This is a genomic window from Mesorhizobium sp. LSJC280B00 (genome assembly GCF_000502835.1).
Taxonomy (GTDB): domain Bacteria; phylum Pseudomonadota; class Alphaproteobacteria; order Rhizobiales; family Rhizobiaceae; genus Mesorhizobium.
The window spans coordinates 64,487-78,225 of record NZ_AYVL01000022.1 but is presented as its reverse complement, the minus strand read 5'-3'; the positions used below and the strand labels follow the sequence as shown (position 1 = coordinate 78,225).

Genomic DNA, 13,739 nt, shown 5'->3' with positions numbered 1-13,739 from the left:
TGCCGGTCAGTCATAGGTCAGGTCCGTCGCCTTGCCGGCGAACACCCGGTAGGCAAAGAACGAATAGAAGATGATGATCGGCAGCACGACGACCGTCCCGACCAGGATGACGGCCAGGCTTTCGGGTGCCGAAGCAGCCTGCCAGATGGTCAGCCGGTCGGGCACCACGAAGGGGTAGAACGACCAGGCGAGGCCGGCAAAGCCGAGCGTGAAGATCGCGGCCAATGTCAGGAACGGGAGCAGCGCGTGGCGGTCGCCGGGTTTCGGCAGATGGAAGGTCTGGCGCCACAGCCACAGGAACAGCACTGCCGACAGGGTCGGCAGCGGCGACAAATAGAGCATGGCCGGCCAGACGAACCATTTGTCGAAGATGCGCGCGCTGGCAAAGGGCGTGGCCAGCGATACCGCGACCATGCCGAGCGCGGTCAGCACCAACGCCGTGCGCAGCCACAGCACCGCCTTCTTCTGCAGATCGCCTTCCGTCTTGTAGATGACCCAGGCCGCTCCCATCGCCACGTAGGCCGCGGCAAGGCAGAGCGCCACCAGCGCGCCGAAAGCGACGCCGCCAGGGCCGACGTCGAGGCCAAGCACATAGACGCCGAGCATATAACCTTGCGCCAGCGACGCGATGACCGAGCCGAGGAAAAAGATGCGGTTCCAGCGGTGCTTCCTGCCGGCAGGCACCTTGGCGCGGAAATCAAATGCGACGCCGCGCAGGATCAAGCCCACCAGCAGCACGAAGACCGGAATGTAGAGCGCCGTCAGAATGGTGCCGTGCGCCAATGGGAAGGCGACCAGCAGCAAGCCGACCGCCAGCACCAGCCAGGTCTCGTTGGCGTCCCAGAACGGGCCGATGGCGGCGATCATCGTATCCTGCTCGGTGTCTTCGGCTGCGGCGAACAGGATGCCGATGCCGAGATCGAAGCCGTCGAGGATGACGTAGATCAGGATGGCGAGGCCCATCAGGCCGGCGAAGATCAGAGGCAGCAGGGTCGGCCAGTCGAAGCTCATGATGTTTCTCCCGGTTGCGCAACCGGCTGCGACAGCGGCCTGTTCATGACGCCCGGCAGCGGCGAGGTGTCACCATCCTTCGCCGCCTTCAATGCCAGATGCACCAACACGCCGAGATAGGCGATCAAGAGCAGCACGTAGAGGATGAGATAGACCGCGAGCGACAGTGCGACATGGCTGCCGGCGACCGGCCCGACAGCATCGGCGGTACGCAGCACGCCGGTGACCAGCCAGGGCTGGCGGCCGATCTCGGTGGTGTACCAGCCGGCCAGCGTCGCCAGCCAGCCGGACAGCGCCATCGGCACCATGACAAGCGCCAGCGGCTTGGGCAGGCCGTGGCGGCGCTTGAGGAAGAAGGCCGCCGACCAGGAGACGGCGAGCATCAGGAGGCCGGTGCCGACCATGATGCGAAAGCCCCAGAACACCGGAAATACCGGGGGATGGTTGCCGGCATAATCGTTCAGCCCCGGTACGATGCCGCCGGCGCTGTGCCTGAGGATGAGGCTGGCGCCGTCGGGAATGGTGAGCTCGAACCTGTTCTCCTTGGCCGCTTCATCTGGAAGCGCAAACAGCACCAGCGGCACGTTGGGACCGGTGTTCCAGTTGGCCTCCATCGCGGCGATCTTCTGCGGCTGGTGTTCCAGCGTGTTGAGGCCGTGCTGGTCGCCGGCAAAGATCTGGATCGGGATCAGGATCGCGGCGGTGAAGACGCCGGTGCGCAGCGCCTTCCACATCGATTCCGAGCGATCGCCGTAGAGATAGCGCAGCGCCGACAGGCCGGCGACCAGGAACGAGACGGTCAGGCCCGAAGCAAGCATCATATGGACGAGCCGGTAGGGCATGGACGGATTGAAGACAACGGCCCACCAGTCGGTGGCGTGCGCAACACCATCGCGCATCTCGAAACCGGCCGGCGTCTGCATCCACGAATTGAGTGCGATGATCCAGAAGGCGGACAAGGTGGTGCCGCCGGCCACCAGCACCGTCGCCAGTGTATGGACGCGGTTCGAGACACGGCGGAAGCCGAACAGCATGATGCCGAGGAACGCCGCCTCGAGGAAGAAGGCGGTCAGGATTTCGTAGGCCAGCAGCGGGCCGGCAATGTTGCCGACCGTCTCCATATAGCCCGGCCAGTTGGTGCCGAACTGAAAACTCATGGTGACGCCGGAAACCACGCCCATGGCGAAGGACAGCGCGAATACCTTAACCCAGGTGAAATAAGCGCGCATCCAGGCGGAATCGTTTGTCGCGTTGTAGCGGAGCTTGAAGAACAGCAGCACCCAGCCGAGCGCGATGGTGATCGCCGGGAACAGGATGTGGAACGAGATGTTCGCGCCGAACTGTATGCGCGACAGAATGAGCGGGTCCATGGCGGCTCCGGCTGCTGCTTGTTTGTTGAAGGATAGGCTTGATGCACCGGACGGTCAAAGCGGCGTCCCGCCGCGAGGCGGAACGCCGCAGTGCGGTTAATCTGCTTTTGCGTGGAATTTGGCTGGACGACCGGGCAGGTGTTGCCTATTCCGGCGAACCTCGATGTCCAGAACTGTCAGGAGCGCCATTGACATCCGGATTTGCGAACCGACATTCAGCGGATTAAATCAACAACTCTGTTTCAAGCAGTCGTTTTCAGCCATGCAGCCGATCATCTCGATTTCCGGCGTCACCAAGACCTACGCCACCGGCTTCAAGGCGCTGAAGGAGATCAATCTCGACATCGTGCGCGGCGAGATCTTTGCGCTGCTCGGGCCGAATGGCGCCGGCAAGACAACGCTGATCTCGATCGTCTGCGGCATCGTCAACCGCTCGTCGGGTTCCGTCACCGTCGACGGCCATGACATCAACCGCGACTACCGCGCCGCGCGCAGTCTGATCGGGCTGGTGCCGCAGGAACTGACCATCGACGCCTTCGAGAGCGTGTGGGCGACGGTTAACTACAGCCGCGGCCTGTTCGGCAAGCCGGCCGACAAGGCGTTCGTCGAAAAGGTGCTGCGCGACCTGTCGCTCTGGGACAAGAAGGACGCCAAGGCGATAACGCTGTCCGGCGGCATGAAGCGCCGGCTGATGATTGCCAAGGCGCTGTCGCACGAGCCGCGCATCCTGTTCCTCGACGAACCGACGGCAGGCGTCGATGTCGAGCTGCGCCAGGACATGTGGGCGATGGTGCGCCGGCTGCGCGAAGACGGCGTCACCATCATCCTGACCACGCATTACATCGAAGAAGCCGAGGCGATGGCCGACCGCGTCGGCGTCATCAACCGCGGCGAGATCGTGCTGGTGGAGGACAAGGCCGAACTGATGCGCAAGCTTGGCCGCAAACGGCTTGTGCTGGAACTGCGCAGTCCCCTGGCCACCGTTCCCGATGCTTTTTCGCACTACGCGCTGGAGCTTTCGCCGGATGGTGGACAGCTGACCTATACTTATGACAACCAGAGCGAACGGCCGGGCGTCGCCTCGCTGATCCGCGAGATCGAGGCGGCCGGCATCCAGTTCCGCGACATCGATACGGAAAACAGCTCGCTCGAGGAGATCTTCGTCAATCTGGTGAGGAAACCGGCATGAACCCGCGCGCGGCCATGAATTTTCATGCGGTATGGGCGATCTATCGGGTGGAGATGGCGCGCGCCCTTCGCACTGTGCTGCAGAGCATCGTTTCGCCGGTCATTTCGACGTCGCTCTATTTCGTCGTCTTCGGCTCGGCCATCGGCTCGCGCATCACCGAGATCGACGGCATCAGTTACGGCGCCTTCATCGTGCCGGGGCTGATCATGCTNGGCCATCGGCTCGCGCATCACCGAGATCGACGGCATCAGTTACGGCGCCTTCATCGTGCCGGGGCTGATCATGCTGTCGCTGCTGACGCAGTCGATCTCCAACGCCTCCTTCGCCATCTATTTTCCGAAATTCGTCGGCTCGATCTACGAATTGCTGTCGGCGCCGGTGTCCTATCTGGAGATCGTCATCGCCTATGTCGGGGGCGCGGCGACAAAGTCGATCGTGCTTGGCCTGATCATCCTGGCGACGGCCTCGCTGTTCGTGCCGCTGACGATCGAGCATCCGTTCTGGATGCTCGCCTTCCTGGTGCTGACGGCGGTGACCTTCAGCCTGTTCGGCTTTATCATCGGCATCTGGGCGAAGAGCTTCGAGCAGCTGCAGCTGGTGCCGCTGCTGATCATCACGCCGCTGACCTTCCTCGGCGGCAGCTTCTATTCGATCAACATGCTGCCCGGCATCTGGCGCACGGTGACGCTGTTCAACCCGGTGGTCTACCTGGTCAGTGGGTTCCGCTGGAGCTTCTACGGCAAGTCCGACGTTTCGGTCGGCGTCAGCCTCGGCATGACGGTGGTCTTCCTGCTCATCTGCATAGCGATCGTCGCCTGGATCTTCAGGACCGGCTACCGGCTGCGCAACTGATCGAACGGGCCTCGTCCAGGCGAAGCAGCCTTATCGATCGACCTTTCCTTGCCGAAGGCGACATAGGCCTGCGCCCGATGCCTGGAACCCGCGCTTGAATGCCTCGATCTTGCTTTTCATGCATTGTTATATATCATGTTATCGATGTTCATGGGATGAATCGACCTATGGAAGACGTCATACGATCGCTTGGCTTCCTGTGCCTGGGCAGCAGGCTGAAGCGTATAGGCGAGCAACTGCAAGCGGAGGCGCAGCGCCTGCTCGACAGGCTGGATGTCCCGGTTCAGGCGAGCCAATACCCGCTGCTGGCCGCGCTCGACAGGCTGGGTCCGCTGTCGGTCGGGGAACTGGCGCAATCCCTTGGCATCGCGCAGCCGGGTGTGACGCGAAGCGTCTCGCTTCTGGCCGGATTGGGACTGCTCGAGGTCAGTCCGTCGACCGATGACCAGCGGCGCAGGATCGTCTCGCTTACTCGGGACGGCCGGCGGCTGGTCGATGTCGCAAAGCGCGACGTCTGGCCTTGCATCGAGAACGTGGTCGCGGATTTGTGCGCAGGTTTTTCGGGGCCGCTTCTTGAGCAGCTGGCTGCCATCGAAGACGGCCTCGCCGCTGCCCCTCTCGACCGTCGTGTAAATAAGCCTGAGGGTGCCGCGCAATGAGACATCTGCTCGACCGCCCTATCTGGAGCGCGCTTCAGACGCGACATCGGGCCTTCGCGGAGGGTGACAACCTCGCCATGCGATATCGGCCGTCGATCGTCCCTTTCGCCGCCACTGGCGCGGACGACCAGGAAAGCCTGCGGGCGCTCGAAAACCTTGTCTCCCCGGGCGAGAGTGTGATCCTGCTTCAAGCGGACGCGATTGCTCTGCCCACGGGGCTTTTCGCGACTTCGACCGCAGCCGGGGTTCAAATGATTGCCGAGCAGCCGTTGCAAACCGTGTCTGACAAACGTGTGCAACGTCTGACCCGAGACGATGCTGCTGAGATGCTCGCCCTGGCATTGCTCACCAAGCCTGGCCCATTCACGCTCGAAGCCTTGAGCCTGGGCGATTTTTGGGGTGTGAAAATCGAGGGCAGGCTTGCGGCAATGGCCGGCGAGCGCATGAAGCAACCTGGCTATACCGAACTCAGCGGGGTGTGCTCACATCCGGAATTTCGCGGCGGTGGCCTAGGAAAGCTGCTGTCCCTATTCGTGGCAAACCGGATAGTGGCGCGCGGCGAAGTTCCCTATCTCCACGCCTATGCCAGCAACGCCGCGGCCATAGCGTTATACGAGTCCATTGGCTTCAGGTTGCGAAGCACAATGAATGTGGCCGTGGTTCAGCGCACCGAATGATTAGTCGGCGCATGATGCGCAGCATGGATGCATCCCGTATCGGAAGGAAGGATTTCGTATGGCCGAAATCCTTCCTTGAGACTGCAAGACCTTGCTGCGTGTCAGACCGCGATCTTGCCGCCGCCTTGCCTGGTGATGGCAACGACCGCCGGGCGCACCGGCATGTCCGGCTTGAAGTCGGGCCAGCGCGTCGACAAATCCTCATAGTAGGACGGACGGCCGAAAGCCTCCCAGTCCTCGCCGCCGTCGCCCGGATGCTGGACGGCAACGAAGGCGGTCTGGTCGTCCGGCGCAAACAGGGGACCGCACATTTCGGCGCCGATCGGCACACGGAAGAACAGTTTCGAGGTCGCCCGCGCCGGCCCTTCCGTATCGACCGCCCACAGACCGTCGGTGCGGCCAGTGGCCTTCGGACCCTGACCGTCGGTGGCGACCCAGAGGCGGCCGGCCGAATCGACCGCGCAATTGTCCGGCATGCCGAACCAGCCATTGGCGGTGGTTGCGGTCGAGAAGGTGGCGCCGACGTCGGCCACAGCGGGATCGCCGCATTTCAGCAGGATTTCCCACCTGCCCTTTGTCGCGGTGAAATCACCGCCGTCCTCGACGATCTCGATGATGTGGCCAAAGGCATTTTCGGCACGCGGGTTGGCGGCGTCGACCTGGTCGGCCTTGCGCTTCGAATTGTTGGTCAGCATGACATAGACCCTGCCGTTGGTGGCATTGGGCTGGATGTCTTCCGGACGGTCCATCTTGGTGGCGCCGAGCAGGTCGGCGGCGCGGCGCGTCTCGATCAGCACGTCGGCCTGGCTGGCAAAGCCGTTCTCCGCCGTCAGCGGCCCCTGGCCGAAGACGATCGGCAGCCATTCGACCGAACCGTCCTCGACGAACTTGGCGACATGCAAGGTGCCGTCGTCGAGCAAATCCATGTTGGCGGCGCGGTTGTCCGGATCGAACTTGCCTGTGGTGACGAACTTATAGACATAGTCGAAGCGCTCGTCGTCGCCGAGATAGAAGACGACACGGCCATCCTTGGCGGCGATCGATTCGGCGCCCTCATGCTTGAAGCGCCCCATCGCGGTGCGCTTCCTCGGCGCCGAAGTCGGATCCTGGACGTCGACCTCGACGATCCAGCCGAAGCGGTTCGGCTCGTTCGGCTCCTTGCCGATGTCGAAACGGTCGTAATGCGCTGCCCATTCATAGGCACCTTCGGGAATGCCGAGGCGCTTGTAATTGGCGGCTTCCTTATGCCCCTGCGGCAGCTCGCCCGAGAAATAGCCGTGGATGTTCTCCTCGGCCATGACATAGGTGCCCCATGGCGTGACGCCGCCGGCGCAATTGTTGATGGTGCCGATGATCTTCGTGCCGGTCGGATCGGCGCTGGTCTTGACGCGGTCGTGGCCGGCGACCGGGCCGGAGAGCGTGATCTCGCTGTTGGAGGTGATGCGGCGGTTGAGCTTGCCGTCGCGAACGACCTGCCATTTGCCTGATACCTTGCGTATCTCGACGATAGTGCCGCCATGCGCCGTCATCTCGACGTCGACTTGTTCCTTGCTGAGGGGCGCCTGCTTGGCCTTGCCGTCGACGATGGTGACGAGGCCCGGAAACATCAGGTGCGGATTGGTGTATTCGTGGTTGACCACCAGCAGGCCGTGCTCGGCCGAGCCGTCGATCGGGATATAGCCGACATAGTCGTTGTTGTAGCCGAATTGTCTGGCCTGGGCTTCCGCCGACTGTTTTGTCGGATCGAATTCCGGCGAATCGGCGAACAGCGGATCGCCCCAGCGCAGCAGTACATCGGCGTCATAGCCGGATGCAACGTGATGCTTGTCGTCGATGCCGGCCTCGAGCTCGTCAAAAGCGAAGGCGGAGCCTTCGGCGGCGCGGGCGTTGTCGGCGGTGATCAGCGCCAGCGGGCTGACGGTAGCGGCTATGGCCGAGACGGCAAGCGAGCCCTTGAGGAAGCCCCGGCGCGAGAACCGCGCGGCGATGATCTCACCCATGGTGCGGTTGTTGGTGGGATTGGCTCCTGGCCCATCATTTTCCTCGAGCACGCCGGTGCGGAAATGGGCGTCAGGGGAGCGATGTTCGGTCATAGTGGGCCTGCCTCTGGCTGGATGGATTGCTGGAGCGTGTTGCCTGGCCAATCCGGTATCGCCGGCAGGTCACAGTTTGATGACATGCCGGCTAATTACCATCTGCGATTTCGTGTCCAACATCGGGCCCGCTTGACCGCGACCGGCGCTTCGGAAACAAGAGCTGCGGCAGGCGCGTAGGGACACATCGGGAGAGAACAAAAGTGAGTTTCTGGGGACTTGGGCAGCTCTGCGTTTCGACGGTAATCTTCCTGCTGGCGGCGATGGCCGCAAAACAGTGGGGGCTGGCGCCGAGCCTCGGCAAGATTGTGCTGACGTTGGCGCTCTATTCGCTGGGCAATCTGATCATGCTGAGGCTGATCCGTGAATTCGGCATGTCGGTGTCGTTCAGCCTGTCGGCGGTGATCCAGCTGGTGTCGGTGAATGTGGTGGCGCTGGTCTTCTTCGGCGAGCGCGTCAATGCCTTACAGGCAACCGGCATCGTGCTTGCCATCGCAGCTGTGGCGCTGATCACGCTCGGGCCCTATCTGCAAAGGCTGTAACTGCGATCGGGCCGATGAAGAAGATTGCAAGCAGACTGCGCAACTGGCTGGAGTTCCCGGTTCTGCTGGCCGGGCTGGTCATTGCCGGCGGGCTGTGGGGGTTCGAGGAGCTGATGGAGCTGGCGCGGGCCACCACGCCGCATGCCTTCGACACCGAAATCCTGCTTGCCTTCCGCAAGGCCGGGCAGCCCGACAATCCGATCGGACCGGCGTGGCTGGAAGGGGCGATGCGCGACATCACCAGCCTCGGCAGCGCCAGCGTACTGGTGGTGATCACGGCAGCAATGATCGTCTACCTGCTCCTTATCCGCAGGCCAGGCGCGGCGCTTCTCATGTTCGTCGCGGTAGCGGGCGGCCAGCTCCTGTCAAGCGTGCTGAAATTCGACATCGACCGGCCGCGCCCTGATCTGGTCTCGCATCTCGCCGATGTGGCATCGCTTTCGTTTCCGAGCGGCCACGCCATGCTGTCGGCGGTGACATATTTGACGCTGGGCAGCATGGCGGCGCGGTTTTTGCCCGGGCGGACAACGAAGATCTATGTACTCGGGCTGGCGGTGCTGACGACGGTGGTGGTCGGCATCAGCCGCATCTATCTCGGCGTCCACTGGCCGTCCGACGTATTGGCCGGCTGGTGCGCCGGCTTTGCCTGGGCGATGCTGTGCTGGCTTGCGGCACGGTTCCTGCAGCGATGGCTTGGGCGGGCCGACGGCACCTGACTCAAATCAGCCTGTTGATCAGGCCATGACCGCAGCCTGCCAGCAGGAAAACCATCGACAGCAAGGCTGTCGAGGTCGCCAACGCTTTGAATATCTTCACCCGCTCATCCTTTTGAAGTCGTGCCTGTGAAATCGGGATCGCAGTGGATGTCCCGCCAAACGATGCCGAGGTTTGTAGCATGACAGCGCATCGGCTGGCAAAGAGTGCTGCATGTTTGGAGGCAGACCATCAATCCTTGGTGCAGGAAGACGTCGCCGACCGCGCCAGCGCAGGAACTTCATCCTCGACTGTTCGGCGGTGCCGTTCTTCGATTCAACGGCGGCCAATGTCATCGAGGGTGCGGCCCACAAGGCGAGCCGCGCCGGCGTTCGCTTCATTATATCAGGCGCTTCGCCGCAGATACGCCGCATGCTGATCAACCACGGCGTCAAGCGGCCGCTGGTGACTTATGCCGCCTCGATCACGGATCGCGGGCGCAGCTGAAGAAAGCCGCGCCCGCCGCCTGAGCCGATGGCTGGCTTAGTCGAGGCCCAATGCCGCGATCTCGCCGTCGTTCATCAGCGGCACGAAGATTGTCGACTTGCCGTCGGTGCCGATGTCGGCGCTGCCCGGTTTGAACGTCGCAACCGCTTGCGGCGTGCCGCCGGCTTTGTAGCGGTAGAGCGTGCCGGTCATATACGCGGTGGCGTAGATGCTGCCGCCGATGGCAACGACGCCATCGAGGTTGGCAAACTTTTCCGCGCCGGGCAGTGGCGAAACGGCCTTGGTAGCAAGATCGACCGAGAGCAGGCCGCCCGGCTCCGCGGTGCTGAAGTCGGGCTTGATGCCCTTGCCCCAGGAAGCGACGATCAGCCGGCCGCCATCGGCGAAGATGCCATTCGGCGAAGCAAGCGCCGCATCCCTGACGAACAGTTCGGGCCGGTCGCCGTCGATGCGATAGATCGTATCGGCAAGCATATCCGTGACGTAGATCTTGCCGGACGCGTCGGCGGTCACGTCGTTGAGGAAGACCGCGTTCGGCACGTCGATCGTCGATGTTAGCTTGCCGCTTGCGAGATCGACGACGCGCACATGGGTGAGGTCGGCGACGTAGAGTTTGCCGCCGACAATCGCCATGCCCTTGGGCGCGTCCATGCCGTCGGTCCAGTGTTGCGTGACTAGCTTGCCGTCCATCGACAGGATCGACAGATAGCCGTTGCCGTCGGCTTCGCCGGGATTGCCGACGATGTTCGAGACGATAACGCGCTGGCCGGCGGCGTCGAACAGCGCCGATTCAGGCTGCTCGAGGCCGCCGGTGCGCCAGAGTTCAGCGGCCTGAACTGCTGGCGCGGCCGCGATGCCGACCAGGGCGAGAAGTATCGAGGTGAAGAGGCTCTTCATGGCTAGTCTCCTGTAATGGACTGGCGGAGAGCTAGGCCTTTCGATACTTTTCGGGAAGATCTATCAGGACTAGTACCGAAGGCTGATACCAAATCGTGCAAAAGAGGTGCATCCCATGAACGGCCTGATCTTCGAAGCGCTGAAGCGGACGCTTAAGGCAAAGGGCATCACCTATCGCGTCCTTGCCGAGCGGATGGGTGTTTCCGAGCCGACGGTGAAGCGCATCTTCCATGAGCGCAACTGCAAGCTCGACCGGCTGATGGAGATCTGCACTGCCGCCGGCGTAGAGTTGGAGAACGTGCTCGGCTCTATGAACAGAGGACCAGGACCCGCCAACCAGATCGCGCCGGAGATCGAGCGCAAGCTCGCCGGGCGGCCGGCACTGCTGTTCGTCTTTGTCATGCTTTCCGAGAAATTCACGCCCGAAGGCATCATGCGCTCACAAGGGCTGAGCGAGGCTTCGATGTTCCTCTATCTGCGCGACCTCGAGGAACTCGGCCTGGTCGCGCTCGGTCGCGGCCTGTCGGCAAGGCTGCTGGTCGAGGCGCCGATCCAGTGGAATTTCGACGGGCCATTGCGGCCGCTGTTCGAGATGACCAACAAGAATTTCATCGGCTGGGCCATTACCCATCTTGAGCGCGAGGCGACGTTCGTCAGCTTCTCCAGGCGGATGCGGCCGGAAACGGCGGAAATGATCAAGCGCGAGGCTGAGGAATTGGCGGAGCGCGCCAAATTGCTTGCCCATCACGACCAGCACACGACGCCCGAAGACGGGCTGGTCGGTTACAAATGGACGTTCGCGTTCGGCGCAACGCCGTTCCCGGTGATCATGCCGATCGGGCCGCATCCGCGCGACGCAGGCGCGCGGACACCCGGCCGGGCCGCCGCAAAGCTACCGGCCTAGCCGCCACCCTGAGCCCTTGTCTCGGCATCGGCAATCCTGGGCTTGTCATCCCAGACCATCTGCCGGTAGTCGAAGCCGTATTCCAGCGTCGGCTTGACGATACGGAAATAGGGCGACAGGTCGAAATCGCGCGGCGTGTAGAGCGAGTGATGGCAGATGTGCAGGATTTCCCTGCGCGAATAGCTCGACTGGGCCGAGGCACGGCCAGGCGCCCGGGTAATCTCCGGCAGGATCGGGTAGCGGATCAGGCCATAGGCCTCGGCATCAGCGACGAGCAGATGGCGCGCGTCGGGTCGCCGGAACCGAAAGCCAGCATGCGGCGGCGCCAGCGCACCGGCACCGGCGGCGTCGGCAAGAAGTAGCGCAGCATGTCGAATATGTTCTTGAGATCGTATCTGAGACCGAGCCTGCCGATCATGAACGCGACGACCGCTTCGCGGTCATCCGGAGCCAGGCCACTCGCACGGCAGATGCGGGTGTTGTAGCTGCGATAGCGCGACAGCGGCACGGCGATGCAGCCATCGCCGAGCGTGACCTCGATCAGGCGCCGCCGCTCCGATCCGTCCTCCGGCTCCGGTAATGCATCGCCGACATAGAAGGCGGCATGCGACCAGGTCGACTGGGTGAGGTATTTGATCGCCGCCGAGATCTTCTGGTTACCTTCGATGAGTAGGATGTCGCCGGGCTCAAGCGTGCGGCGCAGCGTTTCGGCATCCGACGGCGTGTAAGGCTCGTAGAAGGTCGATTCCTCCTGCAGCCGGCCTGCAAGCCAGCGGCCAAGTCGGTCAGAAGCGTGTCGCCGGGCTCGGTCATGCCAGACGGCGATTACCACAGGGCGGCAAATTAGACCATGATCAGCCCACGCCAGGCGCGCCGGCGTCTTCGTGCTGCGGTGCCGCTGTGAGATCTTCGCGCACCTTGCGGGCGAGCTTCCTCGTCGAGCGCTTCGGACTGTCGCCGAAAAGCTCGGCCGCCTCGGCGAGGCAGGTCTTTTTCAGGCCCTTTTCCGAGCGCTTCAGCAGCTTGGCAAGCAACCGCGTCTCCTCAGGGGGGCCGAGCGGTTGGTCCTCGGCATCTAGAAGCGCGCGCATGACGAACACATCGTGGAACTCGCCAAGCCGCTCGCCCAATTCGTCGACGGCCTTGCGCCGCGTCTTGATCGGCGTCGGCCACAGCCTGCCGAGCAGCGACAGGTGCATGCCATGCGTCTTGGCCGCCTTGCGCAGATCGTGAAAGTCATCGGCTTCGCCGCGCGAAGCCGCCTTGTCCAGCGCTTTCCTGGCGCGGCGCAAAGTGGTGCGCGCGCCTTCGGCGAGCACGTCGGCAGCCTGCTCCGGCTGGTCGGGCAGAGCGAGCTTGTCGATCCGGGCGACACCTTCCTCGCAAGCGGAAATCGCCGCGCCTATCGCAGCATCGAGGCCTGCTCCGCCATGCAGTTCATGCTGGCGCGCGACGAGCCTGTCACGCACGGCACCGAGGCCATCGCCGGCACTTTGCTCGGGAAAGCTTGCCGCCAGCCGGTCGATTGTTTCCACCAGTGCGGTCGCCTCGCGCGGACCGGCAAGCAGGGCCGCCACCTGGCGGTAGCACTGATTCTCCGTCACGCAGAATGTTTCGTCTCCGGAACGGACAAGGCGCAGCAAGGCGCGGACGTTCTTCAGCCGTTTGCGGCATTTGTGCAGCCCCTGTTCGGGCCTGTCACGCGCGGCGTCCAGATGGACAAGCGCCTTGCCGATCTCCTCGGCGAGGATGCGCCTGACCTCTCCGGTCAGCGACATGCGCGGATCGATACGAAAGCTCATGCGACGATCTCCGGAATCCCCCCAAGGGCGAGCGACGCGTTGTAAAATCTCGGCTCGCCGGTGACTTCACGGCCGAGCCAATGTGGCAGCATTTCGTCCTGTACATCATCCGGCGTCTCGAGCTCGGCGATCACCAACCCCGCAAGCGTCCCGCCGAAGACATCGACTTCGTAGCGATAGCCGCGGTGTCTAACATGATGGCGTGTCTTCTCGATGACATGTCCGATGGCAAAGGCCTGCATCTCCTGCGCCTCCGCCAAAGGTACCGGATATTCGAATTCGTCGCGCTCGCGTGCCTGGCTGCCGAACTTGAGCGTCAGCTTGGCGGCCGCATCGTTGCTGATGCGCACACGCACCGTGCGGCTGGGTTCGGCGACTAGGTAGAATTGACGGATATGAATGTCCGCCTCGACCATTGCCCGCCATTCCTCACCTGAGACCAGGAACTTACGCTCGATTTCCTTGCCCATGGCCAGGCACTAAAGCGCGCACGGCCAGAGTTGGCAAGCCGCTTGACCGCACTTGACTTTAATCATTCGATTG

Annotated in this window: 12 protein-coding genes and 3 pseudogenes; 8 read left to right on the top strand and 7 right to left on the bottom strand. The window is 63.0% G+C overall.

Features of this window, described 5'->3' with window-relative positions:
- Window positions 1-6 precede the first annotated feature (6 nt).
- Both X773_RS65215 and X773_RS65210 read right to left on the bottom strand, forming a co-directional pair.
- Entirely contained in the window at window positions 7-1,011 is a 1,005-nt protein-coding gene (locus tag X773_RS65215; protein ID WP_023679023.1) for a cytochrome d ubiquinol oxidase subunit II, read from the bottom strand.
- A complete protein-coding gene (locus X773_RS65210) occupies window positions 1,008-2,381 on the bottom strand; it encodes a cytochrome ubiquinol oxidase subunit I (RefSeq protein WP_023679022.1) in 1,374 nt (457 codons plus the stop codon). The genes X773_RS65215 and X773_RS65210 overlap by 4 nt, the downstream gene beginning before the upstream one ends.
- Window positions 2,382-2,643: 262 nt before the next feature.
- Here X773_RS65210 and X773_RS65205 point away from each other — a divergent pair, with 262 nt between their 5' ends.
- The 4 genes and pseudogenes from X773_RS65205 to X773_RS65190 all read left to right on the top strand — a co-directional run bounded on the left by X773_RS65205 (window position 2,644) and on the right by X773_RS65190 (window position 5,758).
- A complete protein-coding gene (locus tag X773_RS65205) occupies window positions 2,644-3,570 on the top strand; it encodes an ABC transporter ATP-binding protein (protein ID WP_023679021.1) in 927 nt (308 codons plus the stop codon).
- 14 nt (window positions 3,571-3,584) lie between these two features.
- Window positions 3,585-4,422 (top strand): annotated as a pseudogene (locus X773_RS65200) (ABC transporter permease).
- A gap of 167 nt (window positions 4,423-4,589) precedes the next feature.
- The gene (locus tag X773_RS65195; protein WP_023679020.1) at window positions 4,590-5,081 is read left to right on the top strand and encodes a MarR family transcriptional regulator; all 492 of its coding nucleotides are present in this window, start codon (window positions 4,590-4,592) and stop codon (window positions 5,079-5,081) included.
- Window positions 5,078-5,758 carry a GNAT family N-acetyltransferase gene (locus tag X773_RS65190; RefSeq protein ID WP_023679019.1) on the top strand — a complete coding sequence of 227 codons (681 nt, stop codon included), beginning with the start codon at window positions 5,078-5,080 and terminating at the stop codon, window positions 5,756-5,758. Before X773_RS65195 ends, X773_RS65190 begins: the two co-directional genes overlap by 4 nt.
- Window positions 5,759-5,859: 101 nt before the next feature.
- On the opposite strand, the gene X773_RS65185 is transcribed toward X773_RS65190, so the two are convergent.
- Entirely contained in the window at window positions 5,860-7,851 is a 1,992-nt protein-coding gene (locus X773_RS65185; protein ID WP_023679018.1) for a PhoX family phosphatase, read from the bottom strand.
- Window positions 7,852-8,054: 203 nt separating this feature from the next.
- Here X773_RS65185 and X773_RS65180 point away from each other — a divergent pair, with 203 nt between their 5' ends.
- The 3 genes and pseudogenes from X773_RS65180 to X773_RS65170 all read left to right on the top strand — a co-directional run.
- On the top strand, window positions 8,055-8,393 hold the full coding sequence (locus tag X773_RS65180) for a hypothetical protein (RefSeq protein ID WP_023679017.1): 339 nt from the start codon (window positions 8,055-8,057) through the stop codon (window positions 8,391-8,393).
- Between the two features lie 14 nt (window positions 8,394-8,407).
- Entirely contained in the window at window positions 8,408-9,109 is a 702-nt protein-coding gene (locus X773_RS65175) for a phosphatase PAP2 family protein (protein ID WP_023679016.1), read from the top strand.
- 265 nt (window positions 9,110-9,374) lie between these two features.
- A pseudogene (locus tag X773_RS65170) lies at window positions 9,375-9,593 on the top strand (sodium-independent anion transporter); the annotation flags it as partial.
- A gap of 36 nt (window positions 9,594-9,629) precedes the next feature.
- Here X773_RS65170 and X773_RS65165 read toward each other — a convergent pair.
- Window positions 9,630-10,490, bottom strand: a complete 861-nt coding sequence (locus tag X773_RS65165; protein WP_023679013.1) for an SMP-30/gluconolactonase/LRE family protein — start codon at window positions 10,488-10,490, stop codon at window positions 9,630-9,632.
- A gap of 115 nt (window positions 10,491-10,605) precedes the next feature.
- On the opposite strand from X773_RS65165, the gene X773_RS65160 reads away from it, so the two are divergent.
- A complete protein-coding gene (locus X773_RS65160; protein ID WP_023679012.1) occupies window positions 10,606-11,394 on the top strand; it encodes a helix-turn-helix transcriptional regulator in 789 nt (262 codons plus the stop codon).
- Here X773_RS65160 and X773_RS65155 read toward each other — a convergent pair.
- From X773_RS65155 to X773_RS65145, 3 genes and pseudogenes are all read right to left on the bottom strand, one after another.
- Window positions 11,391-12,207 (bottom strand): annotated as a pseudogene (locus tag X773_RS65155) (lipo-like protein). The gene X773_RS65160 and the pseudogene X773_RS65155 overlap by 4 nt on opposite strands.
- Before the next feature lie 41 nt (window positions 12,208-12,248).
- Window positions 12,249-13,196 (bottom strand): CHAD domain-containing protein, encoded by a 948-nt coding sequence (locus X773_RS65150; protein ID WP_023679011.1) that lies wholly within the window; start codon window positions 13,194-13,196, stop codon window positions 12,249-12,251.
- A complete protein-coding gene (locus X773_RS65145) occupies window positions 13,193-13,666 on the bottom strand; it encodes a CYTH domain-containing protein (protein WP_023679010.1) in 474 nt (157 codons plus the stop codon). Before X773_RS65145 ends, X773_RS65150 begins: the two co-directional genes overlap by 4 nt.
- Window positions 13,667-13,739 lie beyond the last annotated feature (73 nt).

Bases quoted from the DNA above. Each gene is read 5' to 3' on its own strand.
- X773_RS65215 (WP_023679023.1), bottom strand. From the start codon at position 1,011: ATGAGCTTCGACTGGCCGACCCTGCTGCCTCTGATCTTCGCCGGCCTG.
- X773_RS65210 (WP_023679022.1), bottom strand. From the start codon at position 2,381: ATGGACCCGCTCATTCTGTCGCGCATACAGTTCGGCGCGAACATCTCG.
- X773_RS65205 (WP_023679021.1), top strand. From the start codon at position 2,644: ATGCAGCCGATCATCTCGATTTCCGGCGTCACCAAGACCTACGCCACC.
- X773_RS65195 (WP_023679020.1), top strand. From the start codon at position 4,590: ATGGAAGACGTCATACGATCGCTTGGCTTCCTGTGCCTGGGCAGCAGG.
- X773_RS65190 (WP_023679019.1), top strand. From the start codon at position 5,078: ATGAGACATCTGCTCGACCGCCCTATCTGGAGCGCGCTTCAGACGCGA.
- X773_RS65185 (WP_023679018.1), bottom strand. From the start codon at position 7,851: ATGACCGAACATCGCTCCCCTGACGCCCATTTCCGCACCGGCGTGCTC.
- X773_RS65175 (WP_023679016.1), top strand. From the start codon at position 8,408: ATGAAGAAGATTGCAAGCAGACTGCGCAACTGGCTGGAGTTCCCGGTT.
- X773_RS65165 (WP_023679013.1), bottom strand. From the start codon at position 10,490: ATGAAGAGCCTCTTCACCTCGATACTTCTCGCCCTGGTCGGCATCGCG.
- X773_RS65160 (WP_023679012.1), top strand. From the start codon at position 10,606: ATGAACGGCCTGATCTTCGAAGCGCTGAAGCGGACGCTTAAGGCAAAG.
- X773_RS65150 (WP_023679011.1), bottom strand. From the start codon at position 13,196: ATGAGCTTTCGTATCGATCCGCGCATGTCGCTGACCGGAGAGGTCAGG.
- X773_RS65145 (WP_023679010.1), bottom strand. From the start codon at position 13,666: ATGGGCAAGGAAATCGAGCGTAAGTTCCTGGTCTCAGGTGAGGAATGG.